The organism is Marinobacter sp. M1C (assembly GCF_023314135.1).
Taxonomy (GTDB): Bacteria; Pseudomonadota; Gammaproteobacteria; order Pseudomonadales; family Oleiphilaceae; genus Marinobacter.
Map to the genome: position 1 here is coordinate 2980834 of NZ_CP092289.1, position 15574 is coordinate 2996407.

11 protein-coding genes are annotated in these 15574 nt (G+C 52.0%); 6 read left to right on the forward strand and 5 right to left on the reverse strand.

Annotated features, from left to right (window positions below; genetic code table 11):
- The first annotated feature begins 162 nt into the window (after window positions 1-162).
- Both MIH19_RS13975 and MIH19_RS13980 read left to right on the forward strand, forming a co-directional pair.
- Entirely contained in the window at window positions 163-1692 is a 1530-nt protein-coding gene (locus MIH19_RS13975; RefSeq protein WP_249005444.1) for an ATP-binding protein, read from the forward strand.
- Window positions 1689-2342 (forward strand): response regulator, encoded by a 654-nt coding sequence (locus MIH19_RS13980; protein WP_249005445.1) that lies wholly within the window; start codon window positions 1689-1691, stop codon window positions 2340-2342. The genes MIH19_RS13975 and MIH19_RS13980 overlap by 4 nt, the downstream gene beginning before the upstream one ends.
- 15 nt (window positions 2343-2357) lie before the next feature.
- Here the strand turns inward: MIH19_RS13980 and MIH19_RS13985 are convergent, their stop codons facing one another.
- Complete coding sequence (locus MIH19_RS13985) at window positions 2358-3773, reverse strand: PLP-dependent aminotransferase family protein (RefSeq protein ID WP_249005446.1); 1416 nt, start codon at window positions 3771-3773, stop codon at window positions 2358-2360.
- A 91-nt stretch (window positions 3774-3864) separates the two neighbouring features.
- Between MIH19_RS13985 and MIH19_RS13990 the strand changes: the two genes are divergently transcribed.
- The 3 genes from MIH19_RS13990 to MIH19_RS14000 are packed head-to-tail and all read left to right on the forward strand — an operon-like array spanning window position 3865 to window position 6362.
- Window positions 3865-4278, forward strand: coding sequence for a hypothetical protein (locus tag MIH19_RS13990; RefSeq protein WP_249005447.1), 414 nt, complete (start codon window positions 3865-3867; stop codon window positions 4276-4278).
- A complete protein-coding gene (locus MIH19_RS13995) occupies window positions 4275-5084 on the forward strand; it encodes a PhzF family phenazine biosynthesis protein (protein WP_249005448.1) in 810 nt (269 codons plus the stop codon). Before MIH19_RS13990 ends, MIH19_RS13995 begins: the two co-directional genes overlap by 4 nt.
- 42 nt (window positions 5085-5126) lie before the next feature.
- Complete coding sequence (locus MIH19_RS14000; protein WP_249005449.1) at window positions 5127-6362, forward strand: NAD(P)/FAD-dependent oxidoreductase; 1236 nt, start codon at window positions 5127-5129, stop codon at window positions 6360-6362.
- Between the two features lie 61 nt (window positions 6363-6423).
- On the opposite strand, the gene MIH19_RS14005 is transcribed toward MIH19_RS14000, so the two are convergent.
- The 4 genes from MIH19_RS14005 to MIH19_RS14020 form a co-directional block, all read right to left on the reverse strand.
- Window positions 6424-8844 carry an EAL domain-containing protein gene (locus tag MIH19_RS14005; protein WP_249005450.1) on the reverse strand — a complete coding sequence of 807 codons (2421 nt, stop codon included), beginning with the start codon at window positions 8842-8844 and terminating at the stop codon, window positions 6424-6426.
- Window positions 8841-11423: a chemotaxis protein CheB gene (locus tag MIH19_RS14010; RefSeq protein ID WP_249005451.1), complete on the reverse strand. Its 2583-nt coding sequence runs from the start codon at window positions 11421-11423 to the stop codon at window positions 8841-8843. Before MIH19_RS14010 ends, MIH19_RS14005 begins: the two co-directional genes overlap by 4 nt.
- A gap of 234 nt (window positions 11424-11657) precedes the next feature.
- A complete protein-coding gene (locus tag MIH19_RS14015) occupies window positions 11658-12575 on the reverse strand; it encodes a universal stress protein (protein ID WP_249005452.1) in 918 nt (305 codons plus the stop codon).
- A gap of 1 nt (window position 12576) precedes the next feature.
- Complete coding sequence (locus MIH19_RS14020) at window positions 12577-14064, reverse strand: SulP family inorganic anion transporter (protein ID WP_249005453.1); 1488 nt, start codon at window positions 14062-14064, stop codon at window positions 12577-12579.
- Window positions 14065-14265: 201 nt separating this feature from the next.
- Here MIH19_RS14020 and MIH19_RS14025 point away from each other — a divergent pair, with 201 nt between their 5' ends.
- Entirely contained in the window at window positions 14266-15549 is a 1284-nt protein-coding gene (locus MIH19_RS14025) for an MgtC/SapB family protein (RefSeq protein ID WP_249005454.1), read from the forward strand.
- Window positions 15550-15574: the final 25 nt, after the last annotated feature.

A 15574-nucleotide genomic window follows, 5' to 3' on the forward strand; every position in this document is an offset into this window, starting at 1 on the left:
GGCGTAAACACTGTTTTGCTTGGTATATTCTGACGAATCACCAAATTAGTTATAATTTACAGCTGAACAAATAGTATTAAATAGAAGTCTTACTATAAATTGCACCAACGTATTATAGTAAAAATACTATAAACTCGACCGTATATCGAAGATCTGCTTGCTATGAACGCAAATTGCTTTGACTTATCAATGGGCTTTGCCGCGACCGATCCGCAACCACTGCTGATTGTTGACCACAAAAGCCGCACGCTGAGCATGAATTCGGCCATGAAAAACCTGGTCGAAGCGATTGATGGGTCGCCCAATGCGGCTGACCATTCCGGCACCGTGGCCGACCCGCGACGTTTTCTTCCAGTAAACGTGGAAGAACTGGTGCGAGCCTGCCTGAATCAGCAACGCCCTGTGGACAACGTAGAGGCGCGTTACAAGGGCAAAATTTACCTTTGGGCGTTGGTTCCTGACGTTGGCCAAAATCAGGTGTTGTTAAAGGGGCGGGATGCAACCCAAGAGCTGGAACTGCAAGAGCAAGCGGTGCGCTCAAACCGTTTGTACCGGTTGATCACCGAGAACACCACCGACCTGATTTCCCGTCACGCGCCGGATGGCCGTTTTATTGACGCTACGCCGGCGTCCTGGCGACTGCTGGGCTACTGGCCGGAAGACCTGCGCGGGCGCCTGCTGGAAGACCTGTTTCCCAATGGCCAGCCACAAAAGCACTTGATAGAAGCCCGTAACCGGCTCAGCGAAGATGGCTACGCCATTGTGACCGCGCAAATTGTGCACCGTGACGGCACCCCACGCTGGTTTGAAATTGCCAGCCGCGCCATTCGCGAAACCTACACCGGCGCGGTGGTGGAAGTGATCAGCGTATCCCGTGACATAAGCGGGCGGGTGGCGTCGGAAGAAAACAACCGCCGCCTAGCGGACGAACTGGCCCACGCCGCACGGCTGGCCACGCTAGGTGAACTGGCCAGCAGCATTGCCCACGAAATGAATCAGCCACTGGCGTCTATTGTGAATTTTGCCAGTGCCAGCCAGCGTTTTCTGAAAACCGCAGACACCCAGCCCGCTAACCTGACCAGGGTAGGCGACGGCCTGACAAAAGTGATTCACCACGCCAATCGCGCCTCGGAAGTCATTCGCCGGCTGCGGGCGTTTTTGCGCAAGGGCCGCAAACGTTCAGAACTGCTGGCCCTGAATCAGGTGGCCAGCAACGTGGCCCTTCTGTGCCAGTGGGAGGCCGACAAGCATCGAGTATCGGTGGTATGCCGGCTGCCAGAAACCAGCCCTACCCTGACCGCCGACCCGGTACTGCTAGAGCAGGTGATCATCAACCTGGTGCGTAACGCCATCGAAGCGAATGTGGAGGCCCGCGTTGATACCAGCTCCGAATCGGCCATCATCGTGACCATTCGGGTGAACAATCTGGGCGAAACCCTGGTCGAAGTGACGGATCAAGGGCCGGGTTTGAACGCCGATGGCATCCGTCAGATGTTTCAGCCATTTTACACCAGCAAGCCGGATGGGCTGGGGCTGGGGCTGTCCATGAGCCGTTCTATTGTTGAAGGTTTCGGCGGTTTTCTGGATGCTTACCCGGCGCCAACCGGCGGTTTAACGCTGGTTTGTCGATTTCCACCACCGGCCTGTCAAAAATCTATTATAAGTCCATGGGAGGCACCCAATTGCCAATGACTGACCAGCCCACAGCCCAGACCACCTTCGTTTACATAGTCGACGACGACGCCGGCATGCTGGAGTCCACTCAATGGCTGCTGGAATCGGTGGGCCTGGCCGTGGAAGCCTACAGCGACGGCCGCAAATTTCTGGATTCTATAACCACGCAAAGCAACGGTTGCGTTGTGCTTGATATCCGCATGCCTGGTTTGGGCGGCCTGAATGTACAAGAAGAACTGCAAAAGCGCGGGTTGGCGTTACCCATCATTTTTGTATCTGGCCACGCCGATGTGCCCATTGTGGTGCGCGCGTTCAAATCAGGCGCCTTTGATTTTATTGAAAAGCCGTTTAACGAACAGCTACTTCTAGACAGCGTGCAGCAGGCATTGCAGGAGCACCAACAGACCAGCCATCAACAGCAGGACAGCAGCCAGACCACAGCATTGCTGGATACCCTTACCCGTCGCGAGCGCGATGTATTTCTACCGCTGGCCAAAGGCTACACCAGCCGTGAAATCGCCGAACAGTTGGGGGTAGGCGTAAAAACCATCGACCTTTATCGTGCGCGGGTGATGAAACGGCTGGGGGCAGACAGGCTGCCAGACGTCACTGGCATCGCTCTTGCCGCAGGTTTGGTTGACGCGCTGGATTTGCGCAACAAACGCTAACTGGCAATATGATCGCTAAATCGACCGCGCCTGTACTTCGTGGGCAAGCGCGCCAAGCCTTACAACAGCCTGGTCGATTCGGTCACTCCATGGGTTGCCACAGTTTATTCGCAGGCAAGATTCAAACTTGTTTGAAATAGAGAACATCAAGCCCGGTGCAACATTGATGTTTTCTGCCCTGGCAAGCTGATAAACCAGTGTGCCGGAAACTCCAGCAGGCAGTTGAACCCAAAGCACAAAGCCGCCTTGGGGCCGGCTTATGGCTGTACCTTCGGGAAATGATCGAGCAACCGCTGTACGCATTCGTTCCGTAGCTTGGCGATAATTCTGTCGCGCAGAACGCAGATAACGATCATAACCGCCCTGTTCAAGAAAATGCGCAACGGCCATTTGTGGGATGGAAGACGTCGCCAGATTCGAGAAATATTTGTGTTGCCTGGCGCTCGCCATATAACGCCCGGGCAACATCCAGCCCACTCTCAATCCCGGCGAAATGGTTTTTGATACGGAGCTGCAATAAATTACATTACCTGTGTGGTCAAAGGCCTTCGCGGGTTTCGGTCTTTCGCCGGAATGGTACAAGTCGCCATAAATGTCATCTTCAATCAACGGTACGCCCGCAACGGCAAGCATTGAAACCAGCTGTTGTTTGCGCTCATCCGACATTCTGGCGCCCATTGGATTGCTGTGATTACACACCACCACACAAGCTTTGACAGGCCACTGCTCCAGGGCCAACTCCAAACCCTCAAGACTGAGGCCTTCCGCGGTATGAGTGGGGATCTCCAGCGCTCTCAGCCCAACAACTTCTAGCGCTTGAAGAATTCCGGGAAACGACGGTGACTCAACCGCGACGATGTCTCCGGGTTGGGTCACCGCCCTAAGACCAAGAATGATTGCTTCCTGCGCTCCGTTGGTGACGAGCACGTCCTCAGGAGTGATCGGCACGCCTATCGTCGCCATACGCTGAGCGATTTGTCGGCGTAATGGCTCCTTGCCGGGAAAAGCATATTCCAGTGTTTCAATGCCACGTCGCGCCGCCCAGAGCGCGCTTTGCTGAATCTGGCGAAAGGGCAGAAAATCCGCATGAGGAATAGCTCCAGAAAGGGGCACCATGCGTTTTTGCTCGTCAGCGCACAATTCCAGGGTCATTTCCCGTGCATTAACAGGAACGGGACGGCTCCGATCGGTTTGCATGACGGGTTCCGGAGCATCCCGCAGCGGCAAGCGTACAAAGTAGCCGCTGCGCTCGCGGGCCTGAACATAACCGCGGGCCTCAAGTGTCTGGTGCGCTTGCAATATCGTCGAAACGCTGACGCCAAACTGCCGGCTTAGTGCCCTGACACCGGGCAGCCGATCGCCATCCCGAAAGACCCCATCCTGAACCTGAGCCTGAAGCCTGTCTGCTACCTCGTTATAAAGAGCGCCCATCCTGTTTGCCTCGTTAAACCAAAAAGATTATAGCCTTTAAGCAGACGTTGACTTTATTTCAACAGACCGGCGGCAAAACGGAACATCACAGATGCCACTGAAAATTGCAGTACAGAAAACCGAAAATACAATCTGTACCGGTTCAAAACCAGGTTATCTGATTCTGTTTTGGAATTTGGTATGGGCGGAAAATAGCAATACCGTAACGAGAAAAAGGAATTTGATCATGGGTATAACCAACAATCCCGCGTCCAGCGCAAGTCAAAATAACCTTTTTGGTTTCAGGCCGCCATCTGTGAAACTTGCCGCAAAACATCCTGATCAAACCCGTAAGGATTTGGCAATACTAGGTCTATCTGTTTGCCAGTGCGAGTCAAAACACTGGATGGTAACGCATCGCGCTACCCTGCCCGAGCTGCACTTTTACAGTGAGTGGGAATTAACGCAGTTTGCCAACCACAAGGCATACCAATACGCCAATCAACCATCAACGGAGAACACATGACACGCTATCCCATTTATCAGGTAGACGCGTTTACCAGCGAAATTTTCAAAGGTAACCCGGCCGCGGTCATGCCCTTAAAGGCGTGGCTTCCCGACGGGGTTCTTCAGGCCCTTGCCGCCGAGAACAACTTGTCAGAAACGGCCTTTTTTGTTCCTGAGCCAGAGGCTAGTGAAGCAGACTTCCATATTCGCTGGTTCACGCCAGAAATCGAAGTTCCTCTTTGCGGTCACGCTACGCTGGCAAGCGCCTGGGTTATTTTCAACAAACTGGGTTGGACTTCAGACCGGATTCGCCTGCGCTCCAAAAGCGGTCCGCTTGGCGTGCACAAGCAATCCGACGGTTGGCTGGTTTTGGATTTCCCAAATCTTGCGGTTACCGAACAATCTACACCCAGCATCATACTTGAAGCTTTGGCGGATGCGCCGACTACGATTTTTTACGTCGCAAAAGACACCAACTACATGCTGGTGTTAGAAAACGAAGCTGCGGTAAAAGCAGCACAACCCGACATGCAGAAAATTAAACAGCTTAAGAGCTTGGGGTTGATAGTCACCGCGCCCGGAACTGATTCGGACTTTGTTAGCCGTTACTTTGTGCCGTGCGCCGGTATTACCGAAGACCCTGTGACCGGCTCTATACACAGTGCGCTGGTGCCGTATTGGGCAGAGAAATTGGGCAAGAAAGTTCTGGAAGCGCGTCAGCTTTCTGCACGTGGTGGTCTGCTGCGCTGCGAATTGAAGGGAGAACGGGTAGCCATTGCCGGCCAAGCGGCGTTTTACTTGGAAGGCACCGTATACCTTCAATAGGACTGGTATACTTTGTGCCCACATTTTTAGCGGCAGACGGTAATGACAACGCTTTCCAGTAACCAGAACGCCAACAATCAGCACGCTAGTGACCATCGCGGCAGCCATTACGATGTCATTATCATCGGCGCCGGCGCGGCGGGGCTGATGTGTGCGGCAACCGCTGGCTATCGAGGGCGTAAGGTTCTGGTGCTGGATCATGCTAATAAGGCTGGTAAGAAAATTCTGATGAGCGGCGGCGGGCGCTGTAATTTCACCAATCTAAACAGCACAACCGCGAACTTTTTGTCCGACAATCCCCATTACTGCATTTCAGCGCTGAGACGCTACACCCCCAGGCACTTTCTGGATCTGGTGGAGCGGCATGGCGTGGAGTACGAAGAAAAGGCTCCAGGCCAGTTATTCTGTCAGCACAGCGCCAAAGACATACTGAACATGCTGCTGACCGAGTGCGAATGGGCCGGAGCTGAAGTGCGCCTAAAAACCGGCGTTACGGAGGTGGCAAGAACGCCCAAAGGTTATCGCCTTACCGCGGGTGGCCAAGCATTAACCTGTGAGTCTTTAGTCGTTGCCTGTGGCGGGATGTCTATCCCCACCCTGGGGGCTTCTAGCTTCGGCTACAACCTGGCCCGCCAATTCGGGCTGGAAATACTACCCACCCGCGCCGGGCTGGTGCCCTTTACTTTACATCCGGAACTGAAAATGACACTGGCCCCGTTGGCTGGCATCAGTTGCCCGGTAAGCGCGGAGTGCAATCATGAACAGTTCCAGGAACCGATGCTGGTTACCCACCGCGGTTTAAGTGGCCCAAGCATGCTGCAGATTTCCAGCTTCTGGCAGCCCGGTGACGAACTGCACATCAACCTGCTGCCACAACAGCAGGTTGAGCAAGACCTGCTAAGCCTGCGCAAACTCAAACCGCAAAGCACGCTCGAACACTATCTAAACGCGCACCTGCCAAAACGCTTCGCGCAAGCCTTCAACGAGCTGCAACGTTGGACCGGTCCGCTTCAAAGCTACCGCAACCCGGATATCGAACAGATCAGCCGCACGCTGCAGCAGTGGACCATAAAGCCCGCAGGCACCGAAGGCTATCGCACTGCGGAAGTGACCTTGGGCGGGGTTGACACCCGCCAGTTGTCGTCCAAAACCATGGCGGTTCTGGAGCAGCCTAATCTGTATTTTATTGGTGAAGTGGTCGACGTTACCGGCCATTTGGGCGGGCATAACTTTCAGTGGGCCTGGGCATCGGGTGTGGCGGCCGGGCAGGCGGCGTGAGTTTGCAAAAAACCGCAAAGCGGGGACGGATTTCAAATCTGTCCCCTATCCCGCTGTCTATTCAGGCCTGCCAACTCACATCCGGCTTCCAGTTATCAATCCATGCCGGAACATCACTCGCAGGCATCGGTCTTGCGATGCCGTATCCTTGCGCTAATTCGCAGCCTAGCTTTGATAACGCCGCACCGTGGGCAATCGTTTCCACACCCTCTGCAATTACGTCACGTTTGAATGATTTCGCCAAACCTATTATGCCCTCAACAATGGCTAAATCATCAGAATCGACTAGCATGTCGCGTATAAAGCTTTGGTCTATTTTAATCAGGCGGGCCGGTAAACGCCTGAGATGTGTCAGTGACGAATAGCCTGTGCCGAAGTCATCTAAAGCAAAGTTTACACCCAGCGCTATACACGCATCCATAACCTCTGACACATGCTGCACGTCGTCTAAGGCGCTTGTTTCCAGCACCTCTAACTCTAAAAGCTGAGGTTTAACATCAGGGTGGGTCGCAAGCAGAGTGGCTAGCTTCTGTGTAAAATCAGGTTGTTGCAATTGTACTGCCGCAATATTTATGCTGATGTTTATAGAAAGACTGAACCCCAAGTTTTGCCATTGACTGATCTGCGCCAGCGCCGTATCAATAACCCATTCACCCATCTCGATATTCATAGCATGTTTTTCAATCACGGGCAAAAACGCAATTGGATTTAACAGGCCCCGTTCAGGATGTTGCCAGCGAATTAACGCCTCAACACCCGTAACCGTACCCGTCCGCATATTAACTTTAGGCTGATAATAGAGCACGAATTGTTTATTATCCAATGCACTGCGAATAGCCGCCAGGCTTTTCCGTTGCTCTTTAACCGCATCATCTTGAGCCGTATCAAACAAATGATAACGATTCTTACCTGATTCTTTAGCCACATACATGGCTTGATCTGCGTGGCGCACAAGTTGGTCAGCATCGACATTGTCCTGCGGGTAAACGGTAACCCCAATACTTGCTGATACCTTTACCACCGCTTCACCAAGAGCCACCGGCCCAGAAGCCGCGAGTAGAATACGCCCTAGTATGGGCTCGCAATCTTCGACCCTCACCAAATTAGTTAAAACGGCAACAAACTCATCACCGCCAATCCGGGCTAAGGTATCACCTTCACGTAATGCATCTTGCATGCGCTGAGACAGTGCAACTAGCAGTTCATCGCCCACATCGTGCCCGTAGGCATCATTAATGCGCTTAAAACCATCTAAATCGAGAAATAAGACCGCTAGTGATTTATCATGGCGGTGGCACTGCAACATCGCTTGCGACAATCGGTCCGCAAGCAATGAGCGATTGGGTAACCTCGTGAGTATGTCGAAATGAACTATACGTTCTAGCTGGTCTTGATGTTCTTTAATCTGGGTTATATCGGTACATAAGGCAACATAGTGGGTGGTGACGTTATTTGCATCGCGTACGGCACTGATGGTTTTCATTTCCGCGTATAATTCACCACACTTACGACGATTCCAGATTTCGCCATACCAATAGCCTTCTTTCAGTAGCGCATTCCACATATCAACATAAAATTCTGGGGATTGCCGACCCGATTGTAGAATCCGTGAATTTTTCCCAATAACCTCTTCACGGCTATAGCCTGTTGTTTCTGTAAAAGTGTCGTTAACGTCCAGTATGGTTCCAGCAGCATCCGTAATGGTGATCGCTTCACCTGCATGGGCAAATACACTGGCTGCCAAGGCTAACTCATTTGCTCGTTTTTCCTTCTCCGCATTCGCGAGAATTAATTCATTTGCTCGTTTATCTTTCTCTTTATTTTGAAAGGCGAGTTCTTCGTTAGCAAGAATCAACTCGCTTGCCCGCTTTTCTTTTTCTTCATTGGCTATATTTTGGTTCTCTTCAGCTTTCTTTCTATCGGTAATGTCAATCATCGCGGTTAGGCAGTCCATACCCGTAACGCCCAGATTCGCCTCGACACTGAACCAAGCCGTACGCTTTTCAACCTTAACTAATATTTCGCAAAATTCTATGCCGTTGCCTTCAAAGGCTTTTTCCAGACACCGTTTAAAAGTATCACGATATTGAGCCGTCACGTGGTTTGAAAACAACTTCCCTACCAGATTGGCTCTTTCGATGCGCAGCAGGCTCGCACCGCGCAAATTGACCTGATTGATAACGCCATCCCGATCAAAAGCAAAATACGCAATCGGTGCAAATTCAAATAACTCCGTATATCGGTAATGCAATCGTTCTGTTATCCGCGCCTGCTGCAATTCCTCATTTTGCATTTCCAGTTCGATTTTATGAACTTGCAGTTCATACAGCATCCTTTGGGCGTTCTCTTCACTCCGGATAGCGTTGTTACGCTCAACCTGGTTTTCCAATCGTATTTCGGCACGCTGCCGCAATTCTGTTGACACCGGCTTTGGCGGCTTTGGCGGCTTTGGCGGCTTTGGCGGCTTTGGCGGGGTGGTCATATTACCGGCCTTAAAACACGTAATTCTTTCTCTAACTTTTTGGCTTCGCTAATGTTAATGAAGGTAATAACCACACCACTGATCACGTCATCCTGCGTTCGGTAAGGCATGATGCGAACCTTGAACCAGCGATCATTGTCGGCAGTGATCTCCTTTTCTGAAAACACCAGCGTCTCTAACACCGCCTTCGCATCCTTTTGCAGTGTGACATAATCCAGCTCAGTCGCTACATCCGAAAGTGGGCGACCGACATCGCTCGCGATCAGTTTGAACAGAGGAGTGATGTGAGAGGTAAAACGCCGTACGCGCAGTTTATTATCGAGGAATATCGTGGCTATTTCCGTGCTATTAAGCAGATTCTTCATGTCGTTATTGGTCCACGACAAATCTTCGACCTTGGATTGCAGTTCGGCGTTGACGGTTTGTAACTCTTCGTTCATCGACTGCATTTCTTCTTTGGAAGTGGTTAGCTCCTCATTGGTCGACTGCAACTCTTCATTGGTTGATTGCAGTTCTTCATTAGCAGATTTCCGCTCTTCCTGGGAAGCCTGCATTTTTTCGTGAAGTGATTGTATGTCGCTACGAGCCTGTTGCAATTCGGCCTTACTTTCTTGTTCGGCTGCACCCGGTTTTCTGCGGGGCAACTTGGTTGATTTCGCAACATCGGTAAACACCACCATTAGCAAACCAAGCAGAGATTTTGGTTTAGTAATGGCTTGAACCGTCAAATTAATAGTGCATGCATCTACCGTCAGGTTTGGAATATTAACAGGCTCTACCTGCGTCTGAGCTTGCTTCATTGCGAGATTAATGTGGTGTTGCAGTTCCTCACGCGCCATTACGTGAATATTCCAGTTGGCTTTTCCTGCAGCGGGTTCTAAATACTTTCCGGTGCGACCATTGATATAAAGTATATCACCGGCAGCATTCACCAAAACCGCGGCGGGTGAGTAGTTTTGTAGCAGAATTTGATCCGCCTGCCCTTGTAAGTTGGTGATTTTTGGGGTCATGTCACGAGGACTCTCAGGTTCATTTTCTAACAAGGATATGACGGGAACTTTGTGTGTAGGGAAGTCAACTTCTACATGGTGTTCAAGAGTATCAATACGGGTATAGATCCGGGCATTATCGTTGAGTGCTGAGAACAATGAAGTGGCATTACCAATCGTTTCAGCGTTGCCTAAAAGCAAAATACCGTTAGACGTTAATGCGTAGTGAAACAGTGGAATTAGCTTCTGCTGTAAGCTCACACCAAAATAAATTAAAATATTACGACACGTAATAATATCTAATTTTGTGAATGGTGGGTCCATAATGATGTTCTGTGGTGCAAATATAACCATATCACGTATTTTCTTAGTGATGCGGTAACCGTTATCCTCTTTAATAAAGTAACGATTTAACTGATCTGAAGGTACAGCAGCTTCAATATTTGCGGGATACTGACCTACTCGCGCAATATTAATAGCATCATCGTCTAAATCAGTCGCAAATATCTGTAACTTGAAACGCCCTTTGGGCTTAACGTCATCCAAAACGTCCATTACCGTCATTGCTAGCGAGTACGCCTCTTCTCCCGTGGAGCAGGCCGTCACCCAAGCTCGAAGTTCTTTACCTTCAGGATAATGAGCTAAAAGTGCTGGCAATGAAACTGACCTGAGCTGTACCCATACTTCTTGGTCACGAAAAAAATGGGTGACCCCAATTAATAATTCTTTGAACAGTAAGTCTTGTTCTTGTAAATTCTCACGTAGATAACGCGCATAGAGTTCCATGGTTTTAAGCTGGTGCAAACCCATGCGTCGCTCAATGCGACGATAGAGCGTATTTTCCTTATAGAATGAAAAATCGTTCCCGGTACGCTCACGCAATATGATAACGATCTTTTCAAGCGAGCTTGCTGGCTTAAGCTTTAACTTCATTGCAATGTTATTCAGAACACCCCGTGGGCTATGGTTCATAAACGCCACTATGTGTTCTGGCAGTTTTTCAGTCGATGCGACGATGTCAGCTAGCCCAGCATTGATCGCGCTACGAGGCATTGCATCAAATTTCGCGGATTCAGGCGACTGCACCAAAGACAGCCCCGCATTCTCCTTGATGGCGCGTAAGCCTATCGTGCCATCAAAACCCATGCCAGACAGAATGATACCCACAGCGCGTTCGTGCTGATCATCAGCCAGAGACCGAAAAAAGTAATCAATGGGTAACCGCAACCCACGCTTATTTACCGGATCAAGCAAAAATAGTGAACCGTGTAGGATAGACAAATCTTTGTTAGGTGGGATTACATACACGCAGTTAGGCTCTACCTTCATACGGTTGCGCGCTTGCATCACTTTCATCTGTGTAATGCGTTGCAGCAACTCGGGCATAATGCTTTTGTAGGTAGGGTCAAGATGCTGGATGACAACAAATGCGGTGCTACAGGGAGTTAGCACATGAGAAAGAAAATCTTCTAACGCTTCCAGGCCACCCGCAGATGCACCAATGCCTACGATGACTGGCGTGTTCGCAACAGCTGACGGCTCCGGCTCGGCGGAAGGACTTGTCTTGATAACGTTAACTTTCTGTCGCATCCCGCTAAATTCCTTTAAACCCGACGCATCGATTGTAAACTTTACTGTTTACTTTTGTAATCACAATAGACGAATTGGTTGTAGCCCAGCCCGGGTAGGGAACAACGTTGATAAAAAAGGCGAAACCACGTTAGTGGCCTCGCCTTTTTAAGGGTCGGGCGTAATTTCCAAAGCGGGGACAGATTTGAAATCTGTCCCCTAAAACCACAAATGTATCCACTATTCCGTAAAATCTCAGCGCAGAATAACCAGTGGTTTTTTAGCTGTTTTCAGCATATTGGTGGTGGTACTACCGAGCAGGAACCTACGAATTTTTGAGTGGCCATAGGCGCCCATTACCAGTAAATCAATGTTGTGTTCGTTCTGGTAGCGATGCAACACATGCTCTACCTCACCGCTGCGGATGGCCAGGGTGATGTCGGCTTCCAGCGGTGCCAGCATGGCCTCGGCTTTGCGCAGCTGCGCCATGGCCTCTGGGCTTTCCTCGCCTACCATCACCAGGTGCAGTGGCATGCCTCTCAAAACCTGGGTGGCGGCTAAGTGCTCTACTCCACGAAACGCGGTAGCGCTGCCGTCAAAAGCCAACATGGAGCTTTGCGGCGCAGAAAAGTTGTCAGGCACCAGCAGAATTGGGCGGCTCATGCTGCGAATCACCGTCTCCAGCTGACTGCCAATGTGCAGATCGCGGTCGGAGCTGCTTTCGCCATAAAGACCCATCACCAGCAAGCGCGTCTGCTCCTGAAGCCCTAGTAGGGATTCGGTGAGGTCGCCGTGGCGCTGACGCTTTTTGATGTCGCTGATGCCCGCCTGCTTAACTCGCTGCTCGGCGTTTTCCAGCATGTGATTGCCGTGCTCCAAAGCGAGCTTAGAGCGTTTGCGATCCAGTTCGGCCAGTTCGTCCAGCAAATGTTCCCGGCTGCCGAGGCCAATATTGCCAGCCAGGTCCGGCTCTGACGGATAGCGCTCTTCGTCCAGCACGTGCAGCAGGGTCAGCGGCGAGTCCATATATTTGCTCGCCCAGGCAGCGTAGTCACACACCGCCGGCGCAGCGCGTGAGCCGTCAATGCAGGCCACCACGTGCAAGGTGTCTTGCGGCGCGTTTTGTGACGCTTTTTGTGAAGGGCGCTTGGCGTTCGGTGTTGTATTTTGCATATTAATGGCCTATCAGCTGGTCAACGCCTTCCGGCTTGTCGTGCACACCAAAGCGGTCAACGATGGTGGCACTGGCTTCGTTCATGCCAATAACTTCTACCTCTGCTCCGTCGCGGCGGAACTTGATAACGACCTTGTCCAGCGCACCCACGGCGGTAATGTCCCAGAAATGGGCGCGACTCACATCTATTACTACTTTATCGACCACTTCACGGAAGTCAAAGGCGGCTACAAACTTTTCCGACGAACTGAAGAATACTTGCCCGGTAACCTTATAGGTACGGGTACTGTCAGCCTCGTTCAAAACACTGTCCACGCCCATGTAATGGCCAATTCTGTTGGCGAAAAACAGCGCCGCCAGCAGCACACCGGCAAATACGCCCAATGCCAGGTTGTGAGTGAACACCACCACCACCACGGTCACCAGCATCACAATGTTGGACGACAACGGATGGGTTTTCAGATTGCGGATAGACTCCCAGGAGAAGGTGCCGATGGACACCATGATCATCACCGCTACCAACGCGGCCATGGGAATGCGCACCAGAAAGTCGTCCAGTACCAGAATCAACACCATCAGGAAAACACCGGCGGTCAGCGTTGACAGGCGGCCACGGCCACCGGATTTGATATTGATGATCGACTGGCCAATCATGGCGCAGCCTGCCATACCGCCCAGCAAGCCCGAACCGATGTTGGCAATACCCTGCCCCTTGCATTCGCGGTTGCGGTCGCTTTCGGTATCGGTCAGATCGTCCACGATGGTGGCAGTCATCATCGATTCCAACAGGCCCACCGCTGCCAGCGGTATGGCGTAGGGCAAAATAATCATCAGGGTTTCAAGATTCAGCGGCACATCTGGCCACAGGAAAATCGGCAGTGTATCCGGCAGGTCGCCCATATCACCTACGGTGCGCACGTCGATATCAAACAGGAACGCAACAACCGTCAGCCCCACAATGCACACCAATGGCGACGGCAGCACCTTGCCCAGCTTCGGTATATAAGGAAACAAATAGATGATGCCCAGGCCAGCCGCCGTTAGTGCATATACGTGCCAGGTAACGTTGGTCAGTTCCGGCAGCTGAGCCATGAAGATCAGGATGGCCAAGGCGTTGACAAAGCCGGTCACCACCGAGCGCGACACAAAGCGCATCAGGCTGCCCAGCTTTAAGTAGCCGGCCACCAACTGAATCAGACCTGTGAGCAAGGTGGCGGCCATCAGATATTCCAGGCCGTGTTCTTTTACCAGGGTAACCATGAGCAGCGCCATGGCGCCGGTAGCTGCAGAAATCATGCCCGGCCGGCCGCCGACAAAGGCGATGATCACGGCGATGCAGAATGACGCGTACAGCCCTACTTTCGGGTCTACGCCGGCAATAATGGAAAAGGCAATGGCTTCGGGAATCAGCGCCAGCGCCACCACTACGCCCGCGAGTAAATCGCCGCGCACATTCGACAGCCATTGATGCTTAAGGGTGTTCACCATATCGGGTTCCGTTTTTACTTAAGAGCTTCTTAAGAGTTGCTTAAGGGTTACTCAGTTCGGGTCATTGCGACAGCCGCTATCGCCAGCAACCGTCTGCGGTTGTGGTAATGGGTTGTAAGCGTGAAAATAGCTGTGAAAAGGTGGCAGAGTTTAGCAGATTGTGTTGCCTGGCAAAAACCGCTGTGCAGGACAGTTATTACCATGGACGTAACCACCGATTTTTTGGCCACTAATCAATCCACTATCCGTTTGGCCATTGCTTTGTTGCTGGGCGCCATTGTGGGCCTGGAACGGGGCTGGGATGCCCGCGAACAGAAATCCGGCGATCGTGTTGCGGGTATTCGCACCTTTGCGCTGGTCGGCTTGCTGGGCGGGGTGGCCGCGCTGATTACCCGCGAACTTTCAGCCTGGGCATTCCCGGTATTGCTGATTGCCGTGGTCGCGACAGGCCTGGTTGCCTACAGCAGCCGGTTGCAGTACATCCGCAACTTCAGTATTACCGGAATCATCGGCATGGTGCTGACCTTCTGTTTTGGCGCCATTGCGGTGGCCATAGATCCGGTGATTGCCACGGCAGCAGCGGTGGTCACGGCTATCATTCTGGACAATAAGGAAGAGATTCACAGCCTGGTACATAAACTTCAGGCCAGCGAGCTGGACGCAGCGCTCAAGCTACTGCTGATTTCCGTGGTGATGCTGCCCTTGTTACCCAATCAAAGCATGGGCCCCGGCGGTGTGCTGAACCCGCGGGAAATCTGGTGGATGGTGGTGATGATTGCCTCCATTTCCTTTGTCGGCTATTTCACTATGCGTTTGGCCGGCACTCAAAAGGGTATTCTATTCACCAGTCTGTTCGCCGGCTTGAGCTCGTCCACCGCGCTGACCCTGCACTTTGCGCGGCAGTCTGCAAAGGCGCCGCAAATAGCGCCGCAACTGGCGGCCGGCATTTTGATTGCTTGCGGCACCATGTTTCCGCGCATTCTGATTTACTGCTTTGTGATTGCGCCGGCTCTGCTTCCCAGCCTGGTGCTCCCGGTTCTGGTGATGACAGCGCTGCTTTACGGCCCGGCCCTGATAATCTGGTATCGGCACAGCCACAACAGCAATGTCAGCCAGCCGGTGCTAAGCCAGAATCCGTTGGACTTAACCTCGGCCCTGGTTTTTGGTGCTCTTCTGACCGGCATCCTGCTATTGGGTGAGTTCCTGAAAAACTGGCTCGGCGATACCGGCATCTATGTGCTGGCCGCCAGTTCAGGCATCGCAGATGTGGACGCCATTACTCTGTCGCTCACCCGCATGTCCCTCGCTGGTCTGGACAGCAATACCGCGGTAATAGGCATTGTGATCGCCGCGGCGGTGAATAATCTGGTGAAATCCGGCATGGCACTGGGTATTGGCAGCCGCCAGACTGGATTGCTAGTGACGGTGCCCATGGTATTGTCGCTGGCGGCCGGCTTGCTAACGGCATTGTTACAAACGCCTTAAACCCGGTCCAGAAGCCGAGAATTGT